The organism is Staphylococcus sp. FSL W8-1268 (assembly GCF_038003965.1).
Classification (GTDB): Bacteria; Bacillota; Bacilli; order Staphylococcales; family Staphylococcaceae; genus Staphylococcus; species Staphylococcus hominis.
On sequence record NZ_JBBOQE010000001.1, the window covers coordinates 155,197 to 178,446 of the forward strand.

General features: G+C 33.1%; 23 protein-coding genes. 10 read left to right on the plus strand and 13 right to left on the minus strand.

What is annotated here, in order from left to right; all coding sequences use genetic code 11:
* Nucleotides 1-92: 92 nt before the first annotated feature.
* Complete coding sequence (nagA, locus tag NST64_RS00770) at nucleotides 93-1,247, plus strand: N-acetylglucosamine-6-phosphate deacetylase (protein ID WP_049418094.1); 1,155 nt, start codon at nucleotides 93-95, stop codon at nucleotides 1,245-1,247.
* A gap of 131 nt (nucleotides 1,248-1,378) precedes the next feature.
* Nucleotides 1,379-1,621, plus strand: a complete 243-nt coding sequence (locus NST64_RS00775) for a hypothetical protein (protein ID WP_002449323.1) — start codon at nucleotides 1,379-1,381, stop codon at nucleotides 1,619-1,621.
* 51 nt (nucleotides 1,622-1,672) lie between these two features.
* Here the strand turns inward: NST64_RS00775 and nagB are convergent, their stop codons facing one another.
* On the minus strand, nucleotides 1,673-2,404 hold the full coding sequence (nagB, locus tag NST64_RS00780) for a glucosamine-6-phosphate deaminase (RefSeq protein WP_049418120.1): 732 nt from the start codon (nucleotides 2,402-2,404) through the stop codon (nucleotides 1,673-1,675).
* 21 nt (nucleotides 2,405-2,425) lie between these two features.
* The gene (locus NST64_RS00785; protein ID WP_002449363.1) at nucleotides 2,426-3,100 is read right to left on the minus strand and encodes an N-acetylmannosamine-6-phosphate 2-epimerase; all 675 of its coding nucleotides are present in this window, start codon (nucleotides 3,098-3,100) and stop codon (nucleotides 2,426-2,428) included.
* A gap of 200 nt (nucleotides 3,101-3,300) precedes the next feature.
* Between NST64_RS00785 and NST64_RS00790 the strand changes: the two genes are divergently transcribed.
* Entirely contained in the window at nucleotides 3,301-4,107 is an 807-nt protein-coding gene (locus NST64_RS00790) for a MurR/RpiR family transcriptional regulator (protein WP_002449281.1), read from the plus strand.
* 41 nt (nucleotides 4,108-4,148) lie between these two features.
* Here the strand turns inward: NST64_RS00790 and NST64_RS00795 are convergent, their stop codons facing one another.
* Nucleotides 4,149-5,009 (minus strand): ROK family protein, encoded by an 861-nt coding sequence (locus NST64_RS00795; RefSeq protein WP_049418091.1) that lies wholly within the window; start codon nucleotides 5,007-5,009, stop codon nucleotides 4,149-4,151.
* Nucleotides 5,010-5,238: 229 nt separating this feature from the next.
* Between NST64_RS00795 and NST64_RS00800 the strand changes: the two genes are divergently transcribed.
* From NST64_RS00800 to NST64_RS00815, 4 genes are all read left to right on the plus strand, one after another.
* Complete coding sequence (locus tag NST64_RS00800; RefSeq protein ID WP_340731015.1) at nucleotides 5,239-6,120, plus strand: N-acetylneuraminate lyase; 882 nt, start codon at nucleotides 5,239-5,241, stop codon at nucleotides 6,118-6,120.
* Between the two features lie 46 nt (nucleotides 6,121-6,166).
* Complete coding sequence (locus NST64_RS00805; RefSeq protein WP_002454702.1) at nucleotides 6,167-7,699, plus strand: sodium:solute symporter; 1,533 nt, start codon at nucleotides 6,167-6,169, stop codon at nucleotides 7,697-7,699.
* 107 nt (nucleotides 7,700-7,806) lie between these two features.
* The gene (locus tag NST64_RS00810) at nucleotides 7,807-8,634 is read left to right on the plus strand and encodes a CPBP family intramembrane glutamic endopeptidase (RefSeq protein ID WP_049418088.1); all 828 of its coding nucleotides are present in this window, start codon (nucleotides 7,807-7,809) and stop codon (nucleotides 8,632-8,634) included.
* Between the two features lie 72 nt (nucleotides 8,635-8,706).
* Nucleotides 8,707-9,393, plus strand: a complete 687-nt coding sequence (locus NST64_RS00815) for an NDxxF motif lipoprotein (protein ID WP_002449408.1) — start codon at nucleotides 8,707-8,709, stop codon at nucleotides 9,391-9,393.
* 104 nt (nucleotides 9,394-9,497) lie between these two features.
* On the opposite strand, the gene NST64_RS00820 is transcribed toward NST64_RS00815, so the two are convergent.
* From NST64_RS00820 to pcp, 7 genes are all read right to left on the minus strand, one after another.
* Entirely contained in the window at nucleotides 9,498-10,301 is an 804-nt protein-coding gene (locus tag NST64_RS00820) for a CPBP family intramembrane glutamic endopeptidase (RefSeq protein WP_002449357.1), read from the minus strand.
* A gap of 154 nt (nucleotides 10,302-10,455) precedes the next feature.
* The gene (locus tag NST64_RS00825) at nucleotides 10,456-11,082 is read right to left on the minus strand and encodes an ATP-binding cassette domain-containing protein (protein WP_002449241.1); all 627 of its coding nucleotides are present in this window, start codon (nucleotides 11,080-11,082) and stop codon (nucleotides 10,456-10,458) included.
* Entirely contained in the window at nucleotides 11,069-11,842 is a 774-nt protein-coding gene (locus NST64_RS00830) for an ATP-binding cassette domain-containing protein (protein ID WP_017175528.1), read from the minus strand. Before NST64_RS00830 ends, NST64_RS00825 begins: the two co-directional genes overlap by 14 nt.
* Nucleotides 11,809-12,576 (minus strand): ABC transporter permease, encoded by a 768-nt coding sequence (locus tag NST64_RS00835; protein ID WP_002449346.1) that lies wholly within the window; start codon nucleotides 12,574-12,576, stop codon nucleotides 11,809-11,811. The genes NST64_RS00830 and NST64_RS00835 overlap by 34 nt, the downstream gene beginning before the upstream one ends.
* Nucleotides 12,566-13,525 carry an ABC transporter permease gene (locus NST64_RS00840; RefSeq protein ID WP_340731016.1) on the minus strand — a complete coding sequence of 320 codons (960 nt, stop codon included), beginning with the start codon at nucleotides 13,523-13,525 and terminating at the stop codon, nucleotides 12,566-12,568. The genes NST64_RS00835 and NST64_RS00840 overlap by 11 nt, the downstream gene beginning before the upstream one ends.
* Nucleotides 13,518-15,080: a nickel ABC transporter substrate-binding protein gene (locus tag NST64_RS00845; protein ID WP_039984114.1), complete on the minus strand. Its 1,563-nt coding sequence runs from the start codon at nucleotides 15,078-15,080 to the stop codon at nucleotides 13,518-13,520. The genes NST64_RS00840 and NST64_RS00845 overlap by 8 nt, the downstream gene beginning before the upstream one ends.
* Nucleotides 15,081-15,241: 161 nt before the next feature.
* Nucleotides 15,242-15,880, minus strand: coding sequence for a pyroglutamyl-peptidase I (gene pcp / locus NST64_RS00850; RefSeq protein ID WP_002454706.1), 639 nt, complete (start codon nucleotides 15,878-15,880; stop codon nucleotides 15,242-15,244).
* A gap of 182 nt (nucleotides 15,881-16,062) precedes the next feature.
* On the opposite strand from pcp, the gene NST64_RS00855 reads away from it, so the two are divergent.
* Nucleotides 16,063-16,836, plus strand: coding sequence for an acetoin reductase (locus NST64_RS00855; RefSeq protein ID WP_002449443.1), 774 nt, complete (start codon nucleotides 16,063-16,065; stop codon nucleotides 16,834-16,836).
* Between the two features lie 85 nt (nucleotides 16,837-16,921).
* Here NST64_RS00855 and NST64_RS00860 read toward each other — a convergent pair whose 3' ends face one another.
* The 3 genes from NST64_RS00860 to trhO all read right to left on the minus strand — a co-directional run bounded on the left by NST64_RS00860 (nucleotide 16,922) and on the right by trhO (nucleotide 20,174).
* The gene (locus NST64_RS00860; protein ID WP_049415867.1) at nucleotides 16,922-17,899 is read right to left on the minus strand and encodes a choloylglycine hydrolase family protein; all 978 of its coding nucleotides are present in this window, start codon (nucleotides 17,897-17,899) and stop codon (nucleotides 16,922-16,924) included.
* A 19-nt stretch (nucleotides 17,900-17,918) separates the two neighbouring features.
* Nucleotides 17,919-19,109, minus strand: a complete 1,191-nt coding sequence (locus NST64_RS00865; protein WP_049418086.1) for an MFS transporter — start codon at nucleotides 19,107-19,109, stop codon at nucleotides 17,919-17,921.
* A gap of 102 nt (nucleotides 19,110-19,211) precedes the next feature.
* Nucleotides 19,212-20,174 (minus strand): oxygen-dependent tRNA uridine(34) hydroxylase TrhO, encoded by a 963-nt coding sequence (trhO, locus tag NST64_RS00870; protein WP_019834741.1) that lies wholly within the window; start codon nucleotides 20,172-20,174, stop codon nucleotides 19,212-19,214.
* Nucleotides 20,175-20,433: 259 nt separating this feature from the next.
* Here trhO and NST64_RS00875 point away from each other — a divergent pair, with 259 nt between their 5' ends.
* Nucleotides 20,434-21,414, plus strand: a complete 981-nt coding sequence (locus NST64_RS00875; RefSeq protein WP_049418084.1) for an SMP-30/gluconolactonase/LRE family protein — start codon at nucleotides 20,434-20,436, stop codon at nucleotides 21,412-21,414.
* 179 nt (nucleotides 21,415-21,593) lie between these two features.
* Nucleotides 21,594-23,240, plus strand: coding sequence for a phospho-sugar mutase (locus NST64_RS00880; RefSeq protein ID WP_049418082.1), 1,647 nt, complete (start codon nucleotides 21,594-21,596; stop codon nucleotides 23,238-23,240).
* The last annotated feature ends 10 nt before the right edge of the window (nucleotides 23,241-23,250 follow it).

Below are 23,250 nucleotides of genomic sequence, written 5' to 3' on the forward strand. Positions count from 1 at the left end.
TTTCCAAAAGAAGAAATTGCCTAATGATGACAATATGAAATGATATAATATCTTTGAAATGATAAGAAATTTTATAGAAAAGAAGGGGTATCATGTCTCAATATGTCATTACAAATGGAAGAATTTATACGGAAGCACAAGTTATTGAAAAAGGGTATCTTGTCGTAGAAAATGGCAAAATTAGTGATATTCAAAAAGGTGATTATAAAGGTCATTTAAATCAAATAGATGTAGCAGGAAAGCATGTGTTACCAGGTTTTATCGATATTCATATTCATGGTGGCTATGGAGAAGATGCGATGGATGCATCGTATGACGGCTTAAATCATTTAGCTAAACAATTATTGTCTGAAGGGACAACAACATTTTTAGCAACAACGATGACGCAATCTGATGAGAATATTGAAAAAGCATTAAAAAATATTGTCGCATGTTATGAAAATCAAACGTTAGGTGAAGCAGCTGAAATCGGTGGTGTACATTTAGAAGGACCATTTATTTCTGAACATAAAGTGGGTGCTCAAAATCCTAAATATGTACAACGTCCCACTGTTGATAAAATTCGACATTTTCAAGAGGTAGCGAAAGGATTAATTAAAATCATTACTTTTGCGCCAGAAGTCGAAGGCGCTCATGACACGTTAAATGAATTGCGTGATGAGATTATTTTTTCAATGGGACATACTGTCGCCACATTTGAAGAAGCAAATGAAGCGGTAGAACGAGGTGCGAAACATGTAACGCATCTTTACAACGCTGCAACACCTTTTGAGCATCGTAATCCAGGTGTATTTGGTGCCGCTTGGACCAATCAAAGTTTAAACACTGAAATTATTGGTGATGGTATTCATTCACATCCTGCTGCTGTAGATATTGCATATAAGCAAAAAGGACCTACTCACATGTATTTAATTACAGATGCCATGCGTGCCAAAGGTATGAAAGATGGTGAGTATGATTTAGGTGGACAAAATGTGATTGTTAAAGGGAAAGAAGCACGTTTAGAAAATGGCGCACTTGCAGGCAGTATTTTAAAAATGAATGAAGGACTGCATAACTTAATTCAATTTACGCATGATAGTTTAGACCACTTATGGCGAGTGGCAAGTTTAAATCAAGCCATTGCGCTTAATATAGATAAGCAAAAAGGAAGCTTAAGCATAGGAAAAGATGCAGATATCGTAATTGTTGACGACCATATACAAGTGGATACAACAATTAAATCAGGTACCATTCATCATTTTTAAGACTCCCCGTATAGTGAAAAATGAATAATTTAGTATCTCTTTATCTTTTTAGGTTTATATATATGAAGTTTAGTGTATATACATAGTAAATCTACATAATATATGAAGTTGAAGTAAAGGAGGGATAGATAATGCAAAATGATTTGAGATTTCCAAGTGCAAAAAATTTCTTTACTACTTTAGGATGGTTATCGGTCATTGCTTTATTAGCAGTTGTGGTGGTCAATGCGCTTTATAATAGTTCTTTTAAAAGTTGGTCAGATATCAGTGTGAAATTCACTCAAACGGATTTAATTTTCTTAATTACTTTCGCAATTATTGCGATAGTTTGTATTATTATTTCATTGCTTTTAAAATTATTTAAACATCCATAGGAAGTAAAGTTATCATATTAAAAGGGACAGAACTCGAACGTTCTGTCCTTTTTAGTGGTTTAAATAATTAAATATGACATCATCAATGATAATATCTACATTCGGATGCGTTTGTAAAATAGAGGCAGGTAATGTTTCAGTTTTTGAACCATTCACTAAACGATCAATAGCTTCTTGTTTACGTTCTCCAAAAGCTAATAAAATGATACGTTTTGCGCGCATAATAGATTGTAATCCCATAGAAATGGCTTGTTTTGGAACATCATCAATCGTATCAAAATGAATACTATTTGCTTTAATCGTAGAATCAGTTAAATCTACAACTCGTGTTTGACTATCAAAAGATGTACCTGGTTCGTTGAAACCGATATGACCATTTTTTCCAATACCTAATAATTGAATATCGGGTTCTCCTATAGAGGATAGACGCTGTTCATAAGCATGTGCTTCGTCTTCAAGATCAGGTGCGTCTCCTCTTGGAATGTAGATATGATTTTCATTCCATTCGTTATGATTAAATAACAGCTCATGCATATATGTGTAGTAGCTTTGAGGGTGTGATGAATTAAGACCCACATACTCATCTAAGTTAAATGTTTTAATATCATTTAAATTCACACGATTTGCCGTTAATAATTCAGATAATCGTGGATAGATCTCTGTCATCGTATTACCTGTCGCTAATCCAAGAGTAGCTGTCGGCGTACTTTGTACTAACTTTAACAACTCAACTGCCACATAATCACTTGCGATAGATTTGTTTTTTAAATTGATCAATTTCATCATCTAAACGCCTCCATATGTTTATGAATGATTTTTTACTGCTTCAACAAATCGTTCGGTAATTTGTTTAGGTCGTGTAATCGCACCACCAACTACTGTACAATGAACACCAAGTTCGTTCACTTTTTTATACATGTCAGGTGTGATGACATTACCCTCTGCAATGACTTTTGTGTTTACTTGATTAAGTACTTCTTTTAAAAATTCAAAATCATTTTCATATAATATATGACCCTTTGTATAAGATGTATACCCTCTTAGAGTGGTTCCAATATAGTCAAAACCTAATTGATCTGCATAAATAGCTTCTTCAATCGTTGAGATATCAGCCATAATTTCAATATCAGGCGCTTTTTCTCTAATATATTTCACAAGTTCTTCAAGAGATTCTTTTGGACGTTTTTGTTTAGTAGCATCTAAAGCAATGACTTCACAACCGCTTTCAATGAGTTCATTTACCTCTTTTGAAGTTGCAGTTATAAATACACTTGAGTTAGTGTAATCTCGTTTAACAATTCCGATAACTGGTAAATTGATTTCCTTGCGAATAGCTACAATATCTTCTATAGAGTTAGCACGTATACCTACTGCACCGCCTTGATAAGCAGCTAAAGCCATTTTTGACATAATGAACGAAGAATGTAAAGGTTCTTCAGGTAAAGCTTGGCAAGAAACGATTAATCCTTGTGGTAACATATCATTCACTCCGTAACATTTATATTTATAAATAGAATATATCGAGTTTGTGGTTATTTATACAATACTGTTGAATTGATTTACTCATATCATAACATTAAGAAAATTATTATCAATTTAAAATTATAAATTGAAAAATATTTTCATTTATAATAAATTAGATATAAGCTATTTAATTGAGTAAAGAGGAGGATTGTAAAATGAAATTTGAAAATAGAGTTCAGCGTTGTCGTCATTTATTAACAAAAACAGATAAACGAATTATAGAATATATACAAAAGCATCCACTTGATGATAGTTTCTCAACAATTAATTCATTGGCTTATGCAATTGAAACATCGCCAGCTACAATAACGCGTTTCAGTAACAAATTAAATTACGATAATTTTCAAGATATGAAGTTTAGTTTGCAACATGAAAAATCAGAGAAATCTGTAGAAAATGCACCATTAATACAACTTATACATCGTTATCATCAAAATATTATTCAACAAACTGGAGAGTTTATTTCTGAGGAAAAAATTAAACGCTTAGCACATAATTTAAAAACATGTAGACAGGTGAATTTCGCAGGTTTAGGGAGTTCAGGTTTAACAGCAAGTGAATTTTATTATCGTGCCATGCGTATGGGTATAAAAGGTTTAGTATCCACAGATGCTCATCAAATGAAGATTTCTGCGTCATTATTATCATCGAATGATATGTTTGTAGCAATTTCAAATAGTGGGGAAACAAGTGAGCTTATCGATGCGACTAAAATAGCACGAAATCAAGGCGCTTATGTTGTTGTAATTACTAATTTTGAAGGAAGCACAATTACTAAAAATGCAGATTTAGTGCTGATTACGTCTGCGCAGTCCAATAATAATGATTCAAGATTTATTAATTCACAGATTGCAACTCACTTTTTATTAGATCTTGTGAGTTACATTCTTCTTGGAGATCCTTACATGCATAAACTCTATCAACAAACACGTCAAGTTGTTCTAAACCATGGGAGCAAATAAATAAGAGGACTAGAATGCGTAGTCCTCCATGTTTATAACTACTATTGTATTGCACCGTACAAAGCTGCATTATTACCACTTTGAGTTGTTTGAAGACGTGCTATTCCATAATGAGGCGGAAGGTAATAATGAATTTTAGGCTTAATATATTTTAATAGTGTATCTTTTTGAGAAGAGATACCTCCACCAATCAAGATAAGTTCAGGATCATAGATAATTTGTAATTGAGCGATACCTTCAGCTACTGAATGGCTCCACTCTTCTAAAATATTGATTGCTACAGTGTCATTTTCTTCAGCTAATTCAAATAATTTTGGTACGTTAGTGTCATACTTAAAGTGATGTAATAGCATTAAATCTTTTAGCGCTGAAGTTGAAGCTCTTTGTTCAAATGTTTTGTCATCGGAAGAACGATAAAGCAAATAACCAATTTCATTTGCTCGATGACGTGCACCTTGATAGATTCCAATAGATTTATTATAAAATGCACCGCCAATTCCTGTTCCTAAAGTAAGACAAAAGATGTTATTTTCTTCATAATTATGCAAAGAAAGCTCCCCAAGTAATGCTGCATCTACATCATTGTAAACAGTTATATTTGAGGACAATTCCTTGAAAACATTTAAAAAATTTGTGCCATCAAAATTTTGAATAGTTGGTCCAGTGTAAACAATTTCTCCACGAGTTGAATCTACAACGCCAGCACTTGAGATACCAATTTGAGGATTTTTAAGCTGATATTTTTTTATAAATGCATCAATGATTAAGTATATTTCGTTCGTTATTAAAATGTGAATATTGTCTGGAGTAGCAATAGTTTTATAATCAATAATGTTTAATTCATTGTTAATTACTGCAAGTTTTATATTAGTGCCCCCGATATCAACTGCAATTTTATACATATAAAAAACCTCCTTAGTTTTCTTTATAACTACTATAAATCATTTTTAGTCCTCTAGTTTTAATTTGAAAATTATTTTCATTAAATTTAGAATTATTTGTTAATATTTTTCATATAGTATTGTATAAAAATATGATAGCGTTTACAATTCGAAATATAAATAGAATATATTGCTGTTGAATTAATAATAAAATTATAAAAAATTCAGATCATATATTGGAGGATTTCGAATGGAAGAACAATTAAAAGGATTATATGCAGCATTACTTGTCCCATTTGATGAAAATGGTCAAGTTAAAGAAGAAGGATTAAAACAAATCGCAAAGAATGCAATAGAAGTTGAACAATTAGACGGTTTATATGTAAATGGAAGTTCTGGAGAAAATTTCTTAATTAGTAAAGAACAAAAGAAACAAATCTTTAAAGTTGTAAAAGAAGCGGTTGGAAATGATGTGAAATTAATTGCTCAAGTAGGTTCACTAGATTTAAATGAGGCCATCGAGCTTGGAAAGTATGCCACAAATTTAGGATATGATGCATTATCAGCAGTAACACCATTCTATTATCCGTTTTCTTTTGAAGAGATTAAGCAATATTACTTCGATATTATTGAAGCAACGCAAAATAAAATGATAATTTATGCCATTCCGGATTTGACTGGTGTAAATATTAGTATCAACCAATTTGAAGAATTGTTTAATAATGAAAAAATTGTAGGAGTAAAATATACTGCGCCAAATTTCTTCTTACTTGAAAGAATTAGAAAAGCATTTCCAGATAAGTTGATTTTGTCTGGATTTGATGAAATGTTAGTTCAAGCAGTTATTTCTGAAGTAGATGGTGCAATTGGTTCTACATATAATGTGAATGGCCGTCGTGCACGTCAAATTTATGATTTAGCTCGTGAAGGTAAAGTTGAAGAAGCTTATAAAATTCAACATGATACTAATAATATTATTGAAACAGTTTTAAGCATGGGTATTTACCCTACTTTAAAAGAAGTATTAAAAACACGAGGCATCGATGGTGGAGTACCTAAACGTCCATTTTCACCATTTAATGAAGCAAATCGTAAAGAATTAAATCAATTAATTGAAACTTATAACTTGTAATTACGACACAATTTAAACGACAGAATATAAACAAGGGGTGTTCCTTATGCAACATATAGGATTTGGGTTATGGAATTGGATAGCAGTTATCGTCTATCTTGTGGCAATGTTATTAGTAGGTGCCTATTTTACTAAACGTGCAAGCCAAGATACTGATAGTTTCTTTAAAGCAAGCGGACGTTTACCATCGTGGGCAATTGGTTTTTCTATTTATGCGACTACATTAAGTGCAATTACGTTTATGTCTACACCTGAAAAAGCTTTTTTAACTGATTGGGCCTATATAGCAGGAAATATTGCAATTGTAGCAATCATTCCAATATTAATTGCTTTTTATGTTCCATTCTTTAAAAAATTACATGTAACTTCAGCTTATGAGTATTTAGAAGCACGATTTGGACCAAGTATACGTTTAATTGGATCATTATTATTTATTATTTTTCACTTAGGACGTATTGCAATCGTTATTTATTTACCAACTTTAGCAATAACTGCTGTATCTGATATTAATCCATACATTGTAGCAAGTTTAGTAGGTATTTTATGTATTTTATATACATTTTTAGGTGGATTCGAAGGAGTCGTTTGGAGTGATTTTATCCAAGGTGTCATTTTACTTGGTGGAGCATTGCTTATCATTATCATCGGTGCTTTTGAAATAAAAGGTGGATTTGGCACAATTGTACATGATGCTATTGCGAATAAAAAAATTCTTAGCGCAGATAATTGGAAACTTAACTCAGCAGCAGCGGCGATCCCAATTATTTTCCTGGGAAATATTTTTAATAATTTACATCAATATACAGCGAGCCAAGATGTAGTACAACGTTATCAAGCATCAGAATCTATGGAAGAAACCAAAAAATCATTATGGACAAATGGTGTCTTAGCACTAATTTCAGCGCCTATTTTCTATGGCATGGGTACGATGATGTATTCATTTTATCAGCATCAAGAAACATTGCCTAAAGGTTTTAATACATCATCAATTGTTCCATATTTTATTTTGACTGAAATGCCCCCATTTATTGGTGGATTACTTATTGCAGCAATATTCGCTGCAGCACAATCAACAATTTCATCAAGTTTAAATTCAATTTCAGCATGTACTTCTGAAGATATTAAACATCGCTTCTTTGGAAAAAAGGATGATAAATCAGAAGTGAAATTTGCTCGATTAATTATTGTGATAGCAGGTTTATTAAGCTATGGTATTTCGATGTATTTAATTGCAGCAGATTCTAATAATTTATGGGATTTATTCTTACTTATTACTGGATTATTTGGTGTGCCGTTAGCTGGAATATTTGCAGTTGGGATATTCACAAGACGTGCAAATACATTTGGTGTCATTGTCGGACTATTTGCAGGAGTAATTATCGCTTATTTACTTCATGGAATAGGTGGAGGAAACTCACCATTTTACGTATCAATTATTTCATTTTTAGTTGCTTTTATTTTAGGTTATATCGTAAGCTTGCTTGTACCATCTAAAAATGTAAAAGATATTACTGGTTTAACGATTTACGACAAAAATAAAGCTTCTACATATATATCTAAAATAGCAAAAAGAAATTGATTTTTAATATTAAGAGAGTAGGAAAATGAATTCATTGTCAATTCAATCTTACTCTTTTTTCTATGCTATGATAAATTTATATACATCACTTATATTGGAGAATAACAATGAAAATAATAAAAATTATTGGTATGTTTCTTTTAGCGATAATCATTATGGGAATTTCTCAAATAATCTCGCTATTATTTGATATAATTATACCATTTTATGGAATCGGAACGATTTTATCGAGTATCACTTATATTTTACTTACATTTCTCGTCGTAAGATGGATAATTACTCATGTATTTAAAGAAACTCTATCTTCATATCGAATGACAAAACCTGTATTTCATCCGATTTATTTGATTTTAGGGATTGCATTACCGTGCGTAATATATGCGATTTATTTTATTTTTATACCGGGAGATTTTAAGGTACATCATTTTAATTCAATCAGTAAGACGATACACGACTTGAGTTACATTATTTTTATGCAAGCTGCAGCTGGTGCTATTGTCGAGGAAATGGTGTGTCGAGGTCTTTTAATGGGCTATATTGAAAAGAAAACAAACATTCGAATAGCAATCATCGTTACTTCACTGTTCTTTGGCGTCATTCATTTATTGAATGGTGCTCTAAATGTGACAAGTTTCTTTTTATTGTTAGTTAGTGGCACTTTAGTTGGTATGATGTTTGGTATAGCAACGTATCGATTTAACACCATTTGGGCGAGTATCACCTTGCATTTCTTTTGGAATGTCTTTCAAATCGTTTATATCACTACAAAAGAAACTGACTATAACGTCTTTCAATATGTTTTACGTTTTAAAAATATGGTGCTTACAGGAGGACAGTTTGGTTTTGAAACATCTATCGTCTCTACGATAGGCTATATCATTGTGATTATTGTTCTGTTAATGTGCCGTACGCCATATAAAGGTAGCAACTTATAACGCATTCAAAAGTAGTTGTAATTGTTCTATACTTAAAGTAAAGATAAATAAACGTCGTTAAGGAGAAAAGTTATGAAAAAGATAGTGATAGTGACACTTATTCTCATATTATCTATTGGCTTAGTGGGATGTCATCGATTGTCTAAAGAGGAGAGTGACCCTTCGGACAATGCGAAAACACAAGAAGAACATTCAACAGAAGAAAATAAGAGTTCTGATGATCAAGATATCAGTCTAGAACCAGATACAAAAATACCGGATCATGTTTTTGAAAAAACATCAGTACGACATGTACAGATTTCTGAAAAAACGATTAAAAAAGATATTAAAACGTATAGTAACATTGATAAAAAAATCAATGATACGATGAATACATATAAAATGAAATTATATTCCAATCAAAAGTTATCTAACACAGAAGCGAACAAATTAAAAAAGCTTGTTCAATTAGAGAATGAGAATGATACAAATTTTGCACAATACATTCAAAATAATCAGATGCCAAATAATGATTATGTGATCTATACTGATAAAATAAGTCGTTATATTTCAACAGCCAATCGCATAGAGCAAAAAAGTTTAGAAATCTCATTAAAATCGGATGATGATACATCTATTTTTAATGATATTGAGCAAGTGAATAAAGATCAAGACATTGTAAATGATCAAGAAAAACAAGATATTGCCAATTTCTTGGAAGATAAAAATATTAAAACTGAAACATTTAATGAGGATTCAAATCATATTGATATAGATTGATCGAATGAATTAAAAAAGGAGTGGACCGACGAATTCAAAATGAATTCCGTTCCACTCCTTTTTTGGCGAAATAGTTGTCGATTTCATTTAACAGGTATCCTTTTTTAGCTAAACATTGCGATAAAGTAACTCACAATAATCACAATACCCGTTACACCATTATGAATCATATGAACCATCATACTATCTCTAACGTTATGACGACGATGATAAGCGAGATAGAACACCATCCCCATTATGATATACATTAAGACCGCAACCCAATTTGAAATACCATGTTGGGAAGCAAAAATAAGTGAGGATAAAATAAATGGTAACCAGAAACTGCTACGTTTAAATAGCGTTTCTTTAAAGATACCTCGATAAATTAATTCTTCTAAATAGGGCGCTACAAACGTAAGGGTGAGTGCAAATACTATGACAGGAAACGCTTGTCCAAGTTGATCGGGAGAAGGTTTCGCGCCTTGAAAGTTACCCAGTAATGCCTTATCATTTTCTGTCTGTGCTTGACCTGTTATTGCCATCATTAGAAAACTCATTCCAATGACAATAACGCGAAGTAATAGTGCCCATCCGATATTAATCATAATATCTTTGCGTTTAAACGGTTTAATTGGCTCATATGTATGCCGTTGATAATAACGTCTAACCAGCCAAATAACGACAGCGGCTAACAGCATAAATAATAATGTTGCTAATGTTCCACTTGTAACATCCATTTTTGCAGAAAAATTAGTAATAAATAAAATAAGAACAATAGGAATCTGAGCAAGTAACATCCATCCTATAAAAATAAGAACATTTAAGAAGCGATTCCCTTTAGGATAATGTTCATCTTTTTTATGATAATGAGAGTCAAGATTTGAATCTGAATGCATACGTGTTTCTGTAATACCTTGTTGAGTCATGGTTGTATCACCTCTAATGTTTTTATTTGAACTACGTATACTGCAACTTGAACATAACATACTCTGATTTCAACCTACAACTTACTTTATAAAATATTTGAACTATTTATGAAAAGAGTGAGACAAAACTCGTTGTCCCACTCTTTATTTTGAATTAACCAATATTTAAATGTTTACCAGGTAAAGCTTTCAATAAATATGAATCATGTGTAATGATAATTAACTGTAAATGTTGAAATTCTCTTAACATTTGTAAGATGATATCTTCGTTCACCATATCTAAATTTGTTGTTGCTTCATCTAAAATCAAGACATCTGGTTCTACAAGCAAAGCTTTTGCTATCCATAGCCTTTGGAATTGGCCACCACTTAAAGTACTCACTTTTTTACCAAGTAATTGTGATTCTAACTTACATTGCGACATGACTTCTTTTATTCTGTCCTCATGTATAGCTTTAGGATAATGAAAATGAATTAAAGGTTGTTTTAATATCCAATGAACTGTTTTATTTGGATCAAGTGTACTCGAATGATATTGAGGCACATATTGGATATGTTTCATCCATTTGTGTTGTGAAATATGGCCAAGTTCTAAATCGTTATATATGAGTGTACCTTGATAATTTGAATCTAATCCTGCAATAATTTGAGCCAAAGTAGACTTTCCGCTTCCACTTACGCCACTTATCAATAAATGATCGTGTGTCTCTAATGTATAATTAAAATTTTTAAATATCTGTTTATTAGAAAAAGCTTTATTTAACTGTTTAATCTGTAACATATTGATATCTCCTATTAGCTAGTTCAATCAATTGCTTCGTGTAAGCATGCTGAGGATCACGTAAAATATCAGAAGCACGCCCTGTTTCTACAATGTTTCCGTTTAGCATGACACTGATATGTGTTGCATAGTTTAAGACTAAGTTTAAATCATGAGTTACAAATAGCACTGTCATATCATGTTCTGTCACTACATGATGCAGTAGAGCCATTAAACTATGACGATTGTGTTGATCTAGCGCACTAGTCGGTTCATCTGCAATTAAAAACTGTGCTTCTCTTACAATAGCCATGACAAGTGCAACTCGTTGTGCCATACCACCACTCAATTCAAAAGGATACTGATAATAAATGGATTCAGGTTGGTCCAATCCGAGATGTTTAAATTGACGTAATACAAATGCTTTTTGTTGATCACGTGTTAATGAAGATGACATAGAGTCAAACAATGCATCAAAGTGTCGCTTGATACGAACATTTTGGAAAAAATTACGATTCGCATCTTGGAACATTGCATCTGTTTGCGTTAAATCGAGATGAATCTCACCACGATAGGTTAAATCATCTTCTTTCATATTCAGTACAGTACGTGTAAGTAAAGATTTACCACTCCCACTTTCTCCAATTAAACAATGAAAGCTTCCTTTTTCAATCTTTAAATGTATCTGTTTAAGTAATGGTTCATGTTTGTGATAAACAGATACATCATTGATATAAAGGACTGTATCTAATGTAGGTGACGACGATTGAGTATTTGACATATGAGTGCGAACCCTCCTAATAAGACACCTGGAAAGATAAATAACCAGGGCGCAGAATAGAAATAACTTTTACCGTCATGTAAAATGGCGCCTAATTCAGGAATAGGGGGTTTTACTCCTAAACCAATAAAGGCGAGACCGGAAATACTTAACATTAACTTACCAAAATCTGCAGTAACAAGTGCCATAATGTCACTGATGAGATGTGGCACAATGTGATGTATTGTAACTTGGAACTTCGACATCCCACTAAGTGGCGCAAATTTAACGAACGGTTGTGTCATCGTGTCACGTGCTAAATTTCTGAAATACCGCAAATAGCGACCGAGCCAGCCGATGATGAGTGCAAGACATAATCCTACTACAGAATTATTAATAAAACCAAGGACGACAAGCGCGATAATGATAGCGGGTAAAGCGATTAACATATCTGCAAGTGCCATAATGATAGAATCTAACCATTTACCTACTATAGCTGAAATAAGACCAATGATCAGTCCAAGCACGATTGTCCCTATCATAATGAATGCAGTAAGACCAAGTGTAATCAAGCTACCTACAAATAGTCGTGTTAGAAAATCTCTACCCAAATCATCCGTACCAAGTAAATGATGTAAACTTGGGGGACGTAATGCTTGAGATTGATGAATTTGATTTGCTTTATCATATAGGGCATAAGCGAGTACAGCTAAAATGATTATTGCAATAGGCCATATGAAATGTTTAATCTTCATACGTTACTCGCCCTCCTAACGTTTTCGACATATTCAAACGAGGGTCACTTTTTTCTAGTAAAATATCACCCAGGAAATTCAATATCATAATGATTGTAATCATCATCATTAGAATACCTAGAATGAGTGGATAATCCCGAAGATTAATACTAATAATAAGCAATTTTCCTAACCCTGAAATACTAAAAATGACTTCTAAAATAATGACTCGACTGAATAAACGAATAAAATTATTAATTGTAATCGTAAGTAATGGCGCTAAGATGTCTTTAACTTGTACGTAAATACGATCTTTTAATTTAAACTGACGTAATGAGGCAAGTTGGTATGCTTCATTACGAAGTGTACGTTCAAATAGATGACTGCTGAGTAAAACCATATGACCCCCTTCAACTAAGACTAAAATAGCGATAGGTAGAATAAAGTATTCAAAGCTATAACTTCCAACAAATGGTAGAAGATGCCATTTCACACCGAAATAGTAAATAAAAATAATGGCTAACCAATATTCTGGTAGTGATGTCACCACTTGAGACGCACGTAATATGAATATAGACCACTTTTTCTTAGGATAATTCCCACAGAGATAGCCAATAATATAGCCAAGTGGAAATAAGATGATGGCTGAGATAAAAATAAGTTTCAAGGTAGGAGCAACGGCTTTAGCAATACGGTCAGTGACAGGCTCGCCGTTACTAAAGCTCGTGCCTAAATCGCCTGTAAATGCATGACCTAACCATTGTAAATAACGAATAGGCAATGCTTGGCTTAATCCAAGTTTATCTTGAGCCATCTTAATTCGTTCATCTGTGATTTGTGCGACACCATGTTCATGTAGATATTGAATCGCTGGATTTCCAGTTGTATGTTCAAGTAGCACAAATAAGATAAACGAAATAATAATGAAATATAATATAAGTTTAAGTAAATGTTTAATCATACTAATCATGATGAGATACCTTCAATTTATCGTAATTAATGGGTGCATCCGTTTGTCCTGAGAATTCGAATTGCTTAATTTTAGGACTTGTAACAAACACTTCGTTTGGATAAGCAATTGGCACTTCAAGATACTGTTGATTGATGCGATGTGAGATGTGATTAAATGCACGTTGTTGATCATCCTTATTGGTAATGGTTGAGAAGCGGTTAAGCATTGTTGTTAGCTGAACATCGTTTGCGAACATACCGGGCTTATCTCCGTCTTGCTTAAAGCGTGCATTTAAAAAGTTATATGGCATGAGCGCATTCGTATAAGAACGATAGAAAATAAGATCATAATCTTTTCGGATAGTGAGTGTTTCATAATACGTTTGGGCATCTAAAACGTTAATATCCAAATGAATACCTACGTTTTTCAAATCTTGTTGCATAATTTCTGCTTTTGTTTTCCATTCAGGAAATTCATCAGTTTGGAGCGCTAATTTTAAAGAAAGGTCACGTCCATTTTTTTCAAAGTAGCCCCGATCATTTTTTTTATAGCCTAATTGTTCTAATAAGCGTGTCGCTTGAGTAGGATTATATGAATGGGTGTGTTGATTTGTATCATTCACGAATTCTACGCCGTCTTGGAATAATCCTTTAAGCTGCTTATTTGATGATAAGTGATCAGTATTAATCGCTTTACTGATTGCTTCGCGCATCTTTTTATTTTGAAGTAATGAGACCTCTGGATTAAAGGCCATGAACTGTGTTTCTGTACTTGGATATTGTTTTACCTTTAAATCTTGATTACGGTATGATTCCTTGATTTGTTGAGGAGTCAAATGTCCTAGTGAACCCCCTGTAATATCAATAGAATGACTTTCCATTGCAAGATGTCTCGAATCGCTATCTTCAATTGTTTGAAAAATTAAATCGTAATCCAATGGATGATGGTTGTGATAATAAGGATTCGGTTTAAAAGTCACAGTCTCATTTGTTGAATCTGCTACTTTGAATGGTCCTGTACCAATCGCTTTTTCAAATTTTCCAGTGGTTTTACCATCTTTTACCGCATGTGGACTCATGATACGTAGCGGACGTATTTGTGACAATTCATTTAATACTTGATTTGATGGCATTTTCAAATGAATATCTACAGTATAGTTATCTTTAATAGTAACCGACTTCAGTTTATCTAATGTTTCCATAGGATTCGTTTTATCTGTCGCTTTCGCACGTTCAATTGAAAATTTGACTGCTTTCGCATCAAAGTTCGAACCATCATTAAATTTAATATGGTGTTTTAAGTGAAACGTATAATCTTTTCCGTTATTAGAGACTTTCCAAGATTTAGCCAAACCAGGCTCAATCTTTCCATTTTCTCCATATGTAACAAGAGGTTGGTATATTGCACTGTAGACAGGCATCGGAACATCAAACGCTTGTGCATCTAACTGGCTCGGGTTAAATTCTCGTGCAAGAGATACTTTCACCTCTTTGTGTTGATGATGATCATGTGTACATCCAGTTAATAGGAGAGACGCACACATCATGAATGACAAAAGCAGATGCTTTCTCAAATTTAAAACCTCTTTCAATTTATATTTGTCACTTATTAATAATACACGGTAATATTTATTTTGAAAATAAAAAACGTCTACAAAATTATATATTTTGTAGACAAAAAGAATCGTTTTAATTATAGAATTTGTATCTTATATATCACTAATTATCTTATTTTCTAATGTGTTTCTCCTAAAGCTACTTTAACATCAGGGAGGTCTGAAATCGCATTGATTGCTGCTGTAATTCCTTTTGTAATCGTATCTAAAGACAGCGAAGGTGTATTAGGTTTATCTATGACTTGTTCTGGAATAAAGGGAACATGGATAAAGCCAAATAGTAAGTTAGGATAAAACTTATCTGCAAGGTAGCCTAATTGATAAAGTACATGATTGCAGACAAATGTGCCTGCGGTATTCGATAAACTTGCTGGAACACCCGCTTTTTTAATCGCTTCTGTCATTGATTTTATAGGAAGATTTGAAAAGTAGGCTGGTGCACCATCTGGATGAATGGCAACATCAATGGGTTGATTTCCTTTATTATCCGCAATACGTGCATCATCAATATTAATGCCTACACGTTCAGGTGTAATATTAAAACGTCCCCCTGCTTGTCCAATCGATAATACCACGTCGTAATGATGATGTTCTAATTCATGTTGAATCACATCTTTTGATTTGTGAAATACAGTTGGGATTTCTAATGTTGTAATGGTATGTGCCCCAATAGTAGGGTCCAGTTGTCTAACCGCTTCTAATGCCGGATTTACCTTTTCTCCGCCAAACGGATCAAATGCAGTAACTAAAATATTCATAAGAAAACCTCTCCTTTAATTTTTTACAGTTTAATACGTAAGGTATAAACACTTATTTACATCATTAAACAGATGATGATATAAGGCAACGTAAAAGATATATGAACAGTTTGTGAATTATTTAAAATTAAGAATAAAATTAAACTAGAAGGGTAAAATAATTATGTAAAAGGAGTGGTATTATGACAAAAACAGCAGTCATTACAGGTTCAGCAGCAGGATTAGGAAAAGGAATTGCTCAACGTTTAGCCAATGATGGATTTAATATTGTGATTCAAGATATTAATCAAAAAGCTCTAGAAAAAACAGAACAAGAATTTAAAGAGAATGGATATAACGTGGTAGCATTTCATAGTGATGTTTCTAAGAAAAAAGAGCAAGAAGAATTAGTTCAATTTGCAGTGGCAGAATTTGGTCAAATTGATGTATTTGTAAATAATGCTGGTGTAGATGCGGTATCACCTATTTTAGATATTACAGAAGATGAATTGGATAAATTATTCCATATAAATGTATATGGCACGTTATTTGGAATTCAAGCGGCAGCAAAACAGTTTATTAAGCAAAATAGTAAAGGTAAAATCATTAACGCATGCAGTATTGCAGGACATGAATCTTATGAGGTATTAGGTACATACTGTGCTACTAAACATTCAGTACGTTCTCTCACTCAAACTGCAGCGAAAGAATTAGCTGAAAAAGGTATTACGGTGAATGCTTATTGTCCTGGAGTTGCTAAAACTGAAATGTGGGATCGTATTGATGCTGAAATGGTTAAACTAGACAGTAATCTAAAACCAGGTGAAGCATTTGAACAGTTCTCATCAGCAATTAAACTTGGACGTTATCAAGAACCACAAGATGTGGCTTCTTTAGTGTCATTCTTAGCATCATCAGATTCAGATTATATTACTGGACAAGCCATTTTAACTGATGGTGGACTAGTTTATAGATAAAATAAAGAATGATAAAAGTGAAAAAATAACAAGCCTCTCTTACAATTTAATGTAAGAGAGGTACTTTATTAGATTTAAAAATATGTTAGTCATTCACTTTTTCAGTATATAACCCTTTATTCTTTCTCGAAAAGACTACCAAATCGTCACGATTTATTAAGTCATCGGTAAGTTGTAATTCTGTAATGGTATTCGAGTCATAATATTTAATATAGAGTGTTTTTGTCGTTAAATTAAAAACAGTTTGATATAACGTATAATAAAATCCATTGTCTGAAGGGCGAACAGCGCCTTTTGGTACACTCACATGGTCTAAAATTCTAAATGCATCTAAGATAGGATGGTCATCGCTATTTGGTAATAAGTGATGAACAAGATAAGCTGCTCGAACAAAACGTTCGCCAGATGTATACCCTCCAGGTAAACCGAATGTGCCATTCGTATTCCCTAAGTTCAATTGTTTTGAAAATGTATTGTCAATGTTATATGGTGTCACATGCATATAGTGTTTCAAATTTTCATAATGCCAATTTAAATCTGGGTTATTTGTGAGTACGCCAATTGGATTATCAATCACGACGATACGTCCTTCAACAAATGTCACTTCCACAGTGCGCCCTGTCGCATCAGATAAATGATAATGTAATGGAGGAACTTCGTTAATATCACTATATGAATAGGCTACAACGTTAACTTGTTTCGCATTTTCAATAAGTTCTTCAATAGTTCTGTTATAGCCGAGCGCCCACACAAGGACTTCTGTTTGCGAAATATTGATATAGCCTTCACGAATGTCTGTCGCATATGACGCATATCCACGATCGTATTGATTTGACATGGCAAGTCCATGTTCATTGACGCCATCTCCAAAAACAAATCCCTCCATATCAGAACCAGCACCTGCAAAGGCATACAACGTTTCCCCTTCATAGTCGACATGCGATTTAAAGGAGTATCCTCGAGGTTGAACTGCAGGAAACCCGTTCAAAGGATAATCGTAATCCATCGTTCTTCCAAAAATAACATCTCCATTGCTGGCTTGAAATGTAATGCCTGTACACATATCGTCGTCTCCTCGTAAATTAATTTTTAATTGCTGTTTTAAAATATAAACCTAAAACAAATGTTAACACATAAGCAACGCTACTAATTACATATGCCCACATCACTCCTTGATTATCTACAACAAGAGAAATACCTAAAGTACCAAGTGAGAAAAATATACTGCTTAATAAATTATTCAGTATATAGGTGGATGTTAGGGCTTCTTTTGGTACTTCACGTTGTACAACTGAGTTTAAAGAAATATAGCGTGAATCTTCGAAAATTCCCATTAATAATGACATGAGTAAAGCAAGTAACACAGATTGATGTAGGATAAAGCTGGCATTAATAAAAGCTAATATGAGCGGAATATAAATAATAATAGGGTAACTTATTTTTGTGAAAAATTGATCTTTATCATTCATCCATAACCCAGCAATAATTGTCCCACTAAAGAAAGCAGCATTGATGAGTCCAAACCAAAAATCATCGACATGTAAAAATGTTCTCGTATATGTAAGAATAATTGCAGCAACCCAAATGGACGTTGCGACAGATTCGAAAATTATAGATAGATTTAGATATAAACTCAGTTTATTGGAATAGTTATGACGTAATACAGTTTTAAAGCTATTTAATATATTTTCTTTTTCATTATTATAAATATGCCGTTCTGAAAGTTGAATAATAAAGAAGTAGGATAGGATTTCTAGTACAAGCGCAAATAAAAATAAATATTTAGCGCCAATCAGACTCATCAGAAATCCACCTAATGCCCATGTCGACAATTGAACCATACTACTCATCATATTCATTAAAGCGTTCGCCGAAGTTATGTATTCTTTCTTTTCAATAAAAGGAATCATCGCGTTCTTAATTGGATTGGTAAATCCATCAAATAGAGCATTTATAAATAGTAGAATAAAAATAAATATTGGAGATTCCTCGAATATAAGTAGACTTGCGATGATGGATAGACTCACAAGTTTAAGCCCTTGGAAAATCCATAATACTTGTTTTTGAGTAAAATACTGATAAATATAATTTGAAATAAAGCTACTAACAAAGAGACCGGAAGTAAAAATAATTGGAATCATAGAAGCGGCAGTCGTTTTTGAGGTCATACTATATACTATCGAAATTAAGCCGACAACGGTTAACACGTCTCCAGTATTTGCGAATAGCTGACTATAAAAAAGATGGAAGTAATCTTTACTGTGCTTCTTCATAACAATCACCTTAGGTAAGTTTCAATTTAAGTTATTATAGCACAGTAATTATGTAAAAGTACCCTTTAAAAGTAGGTTGATACTTATAAAGGGTACATGTCATTATGCGTGAATATGTTCAGGAACATCTTTAAAGTTTTCTAAACGACGATTCCATTCCTCATCACTAATATGGTGTTTTGCAACGTAGCGATTACGTTCATGTTTGGCACAGTCATATGAACATGCGCCAAGATATTTTGCTTCATTTTTTTCGGATACTAAAATTTGTTTATTACATTCTGGATTTGCACAGTTAATATAACGTTCGCATGGAGTGCCATCAAAGTGTTCTTTACCAATCACTGTTTTATCTACATGGTTCACATCGACACTAATACGTTCATCGAAGACGTACATTTTGCCATCCCAGTACTCACCTTTTGTTTCTGGGTCTTTACCATACGTAGCAATACCGCCATGTAATTGTCCTACATTTTCAAAGCCTTCTTTTACAAGCCAGCCTGAGAATTTTTCACAACGGATGCCACCCGTACAATACGTCACAATGTTTTTACCATCTAATTTTTCTTTATTTTCACGAATCCAATCTGGTAAATCTCTGAAGCGTGTAATATCTGGGCGAATGGCGCCGCGGAAATGACCTAAGTCAAATTCATAATCATTACGTGCATCTAAAATAACAGTATCGTCATCTTCTAATGCAGCTTTAAACTCACTAGGTGAGTAATATTTACCAGTTGTCACACGTGGATCTACATCATCTTCTAAACCTAAAGCAACAATTTCTTTTCTAGGACGTACGTGCATTTTTTTGAATGCATGCCCCTCAGCTTCATCAATTTTGAAAGTCATATCTTTAAAACGTTCATCTGCATGCATATGTTCAATATATTGATCTGTATCTTCTTTTGTACCAGATAATGTACCGTTGATACCTTCTGTAGATACTAAGATTCTACCTTTTAAGTTATGCTCTTTACAAAATGCTAAATGTTCGGTAGCAAATGTGTCAGGGTCATCAATTGTTGTATATTTGTAATACAATAACACTCTATAATCCATTTTCTGATTCTCCTCTAAAAGTTAATTTATCTGTATGTTAAACGTATCTAAATTGTTATTTATATAAAAATCGACATTATAATATTTTAACAAAATTATAACTTCTTTCAATATTTGCGCTCATAAATCAGTCAATTGACCTATACAAGGAGAATCATTTTACTTATTGAAATCGATTACATATAGTAAGCTTAAGTTTAGAATGTTTCAAGCGTATAATAAACTATGTAAATGAATGACATAAGGAGGCTTATTTAATATGTTGGATAATAAATTACCTAAATTAACGTATAGTGGTAAATCTAAAAGTGTGGTTCCTATTGTTTCTGAAAGTGAATTACAAACAGTTACAGCTGAACCATGGTTAAAAATTTCAGATGAAGGACTTCAACTTGAAGGACTTATTTTTGATAGAGCACATAACTTATTTTTATGTGAAGTATTTGGTGGAAAGATTTTTAAAGTTAATCTGCCAAGTAAAGATATTTCTGTAGCGTTTCAATCAGAAAAACAAAATCCAGCCGCAGTAAAAATTCATAAAGATGGACGACTGTTTACATGTTACTTAGGTGACTTTGAATCTACAGGTGGTATTTTCGCAACAGATGAACATGGAGAACACTTTGAAGACATTATTTCAGACATCAATACAGATTATTGTATTGATGATATGGTATTTGATAGTAAAGGTGGTTTTTATTTCACCGACTTTAGAGGGTATTCAACGAATCCTAAAGGTGGCGTCTACTACGTTTCTCCTGATTTTAAAACGGTGACACCCGTGATACAAAATATTTCTGTTGCTAATGGTATCGCACTTAGTACCGATGAAAAAGTACTGTGGATAACTGAAACAACGACGAATCGACTTCACCGTATTCAATTAGAAGATGATGGTGTGACTATTGCACCGTTTGGAGCAACCATACCGTATTATTTCACTGGTCATGAAGGACCTGATTCTGTTTGTATTGATAGTGATGACAACTTATATGTTGCAATGTATGGACAGGGTCGTGTTCTGGTCTTTAATAAGAGAGGGTATCCTATTGGTCAAATCTTGATGCCAGGTCGTGATGAAGGGAAAATGTTGCGTTCTACACATCCACAATTTATTCCAGGTACAAATCAATTGTTAATATGTACCAATGATATTGAGAATAATTCAGAAGGTGGATCAATGATTTATACAGTTGAGGGATTCGCTAAAGGACATGAAAGCTATCAATTTCAATCGTAAATAGCTATAAATTACAATTAAAAACATCCTTACTTATCGTAGTGAGGGTGTTTTTGAATTGTATTATTGTGGATAGGATTTTAATTAAAAAAAAGATAAGTATCATGTGAAACATAAATAGATATCGATTATACTAAAGAAAAGAATATGACATACATCATGTATGAGAGGAGTATTGGATGAAAGACAATTGGATAAAACATAAAGCAGATAGTCTCGTAGGATCATTCTATGACCAACAATCATATCAATTTCAACAAGAAGGGTTTGAAACGACACTTTCCTTTGGAACAGCAGGTATTCGTGGTCAATTTGGTTTAGGTCCAGGACGTTTAAATCGATATACCATTCAACGTCTAGCTTTAGGAATTGCATATTATTTACAAGATAATATGACACAACCTTCCATTGTCATTCATTATGACATTCGTCATTTATCAGCAGAATTTGCAGACATTATTGCGCATATTTTAGCGTCTCATCATATTAAAGTATATGTATCGGATACATATCAAACGACTCCGCAGTTATCTTATGCAGTGAGATATCTTCAAACGTCTGCAGGCATTATGATTACAGCTAGTCACAATCCTAAAGATTATAATGGCATTAAAGTATATGGTGCTGATGGAGCACAGCTCGACGATGTCGCCTCACTTGAAGTGGCTAAGTATATTGAACAATTAGATGATCCACTTCATTTAGACATTGAATTAAATGAGACGTTAATTAAAGAAAATATTTTACCTTTACCAAAAGATATTAATCAGTACTATTTTGCGGAAATTAACCAATTGATTGGTGACATACCTCCATCAAACTTAAATGTGGTGTATACGAGTTTACATGGTACAGGAACACCTATTATTCCGAAGTTGCTAAGCCATCTTCACTTTAATAAGATTGAACTTGTTGACTCACAATGTAAAATTGATCCTGATTTTAGTTCTGTAAAAAGTGCCAATCCAGAAGAACATGAAGCGTTTGATTTAGCTATCAAACAAGCCCAATACTCTAAAGCGGATTTAATCATTGCGACAGACCCTGATGTGGATCGAATGGGATTCGTTGAACGAGATCATGATGGTCATATTCACTATTTTAATGGCAGTGAGATTGGTGCGTTAATGATTAAATATTTAGTCGATCATACGACGCTTCCTAAACATCCAATCATGATTCAATCCATTGTAAGTGGTGAACTAGGGAAACGTTTCGCAAAGCAACATGGGGTTACTGTGAAGGAAGTCTTAATTGGTTTTAAATTTATTGCTAAGGCGATTCGTGAATTACGTGAGGATGAAACATTTATTTTCGCTTATGAAGAAAGTTATGGTTACCTTGCGGGTGAATTTGTAAGAGATAAAGATGCGATTCAAGTTGTTCCGTTAGTCATTAAATATGCGTCTATTTTAAAAAATGAAGGTAAAACATTACACGATGCCTTAACGGATATATATGAGGAAGTAGGATATTATCGCGATCAACCTACATCTAAAATATTTGAAGGAAAAAAGGGGCAACAAGAAATTGCAACGTTAATGGAACACCTTCGTCAACACATTCCAGATACGTTGGGCGGATTAAAAGTGATCGCAGTTGAAGATTATCAAAGCCAAGAGAGAATAAATAAAGATGATGGTACTACTGAGTCGATAGCTTTACCAAAGTCAAATGTGATTCGGTTAATCTTTGATGAAGGATTTGTCGCATTACGTCCTTCAGGAACAGAGCCTAAACTCAAATTCTATCTTTCACTTAATGTTGATGATTTTGAACAAGTGTCGCATGATATCTATCAATATATATTTAATGATAATAAATAAAAATAGAAAA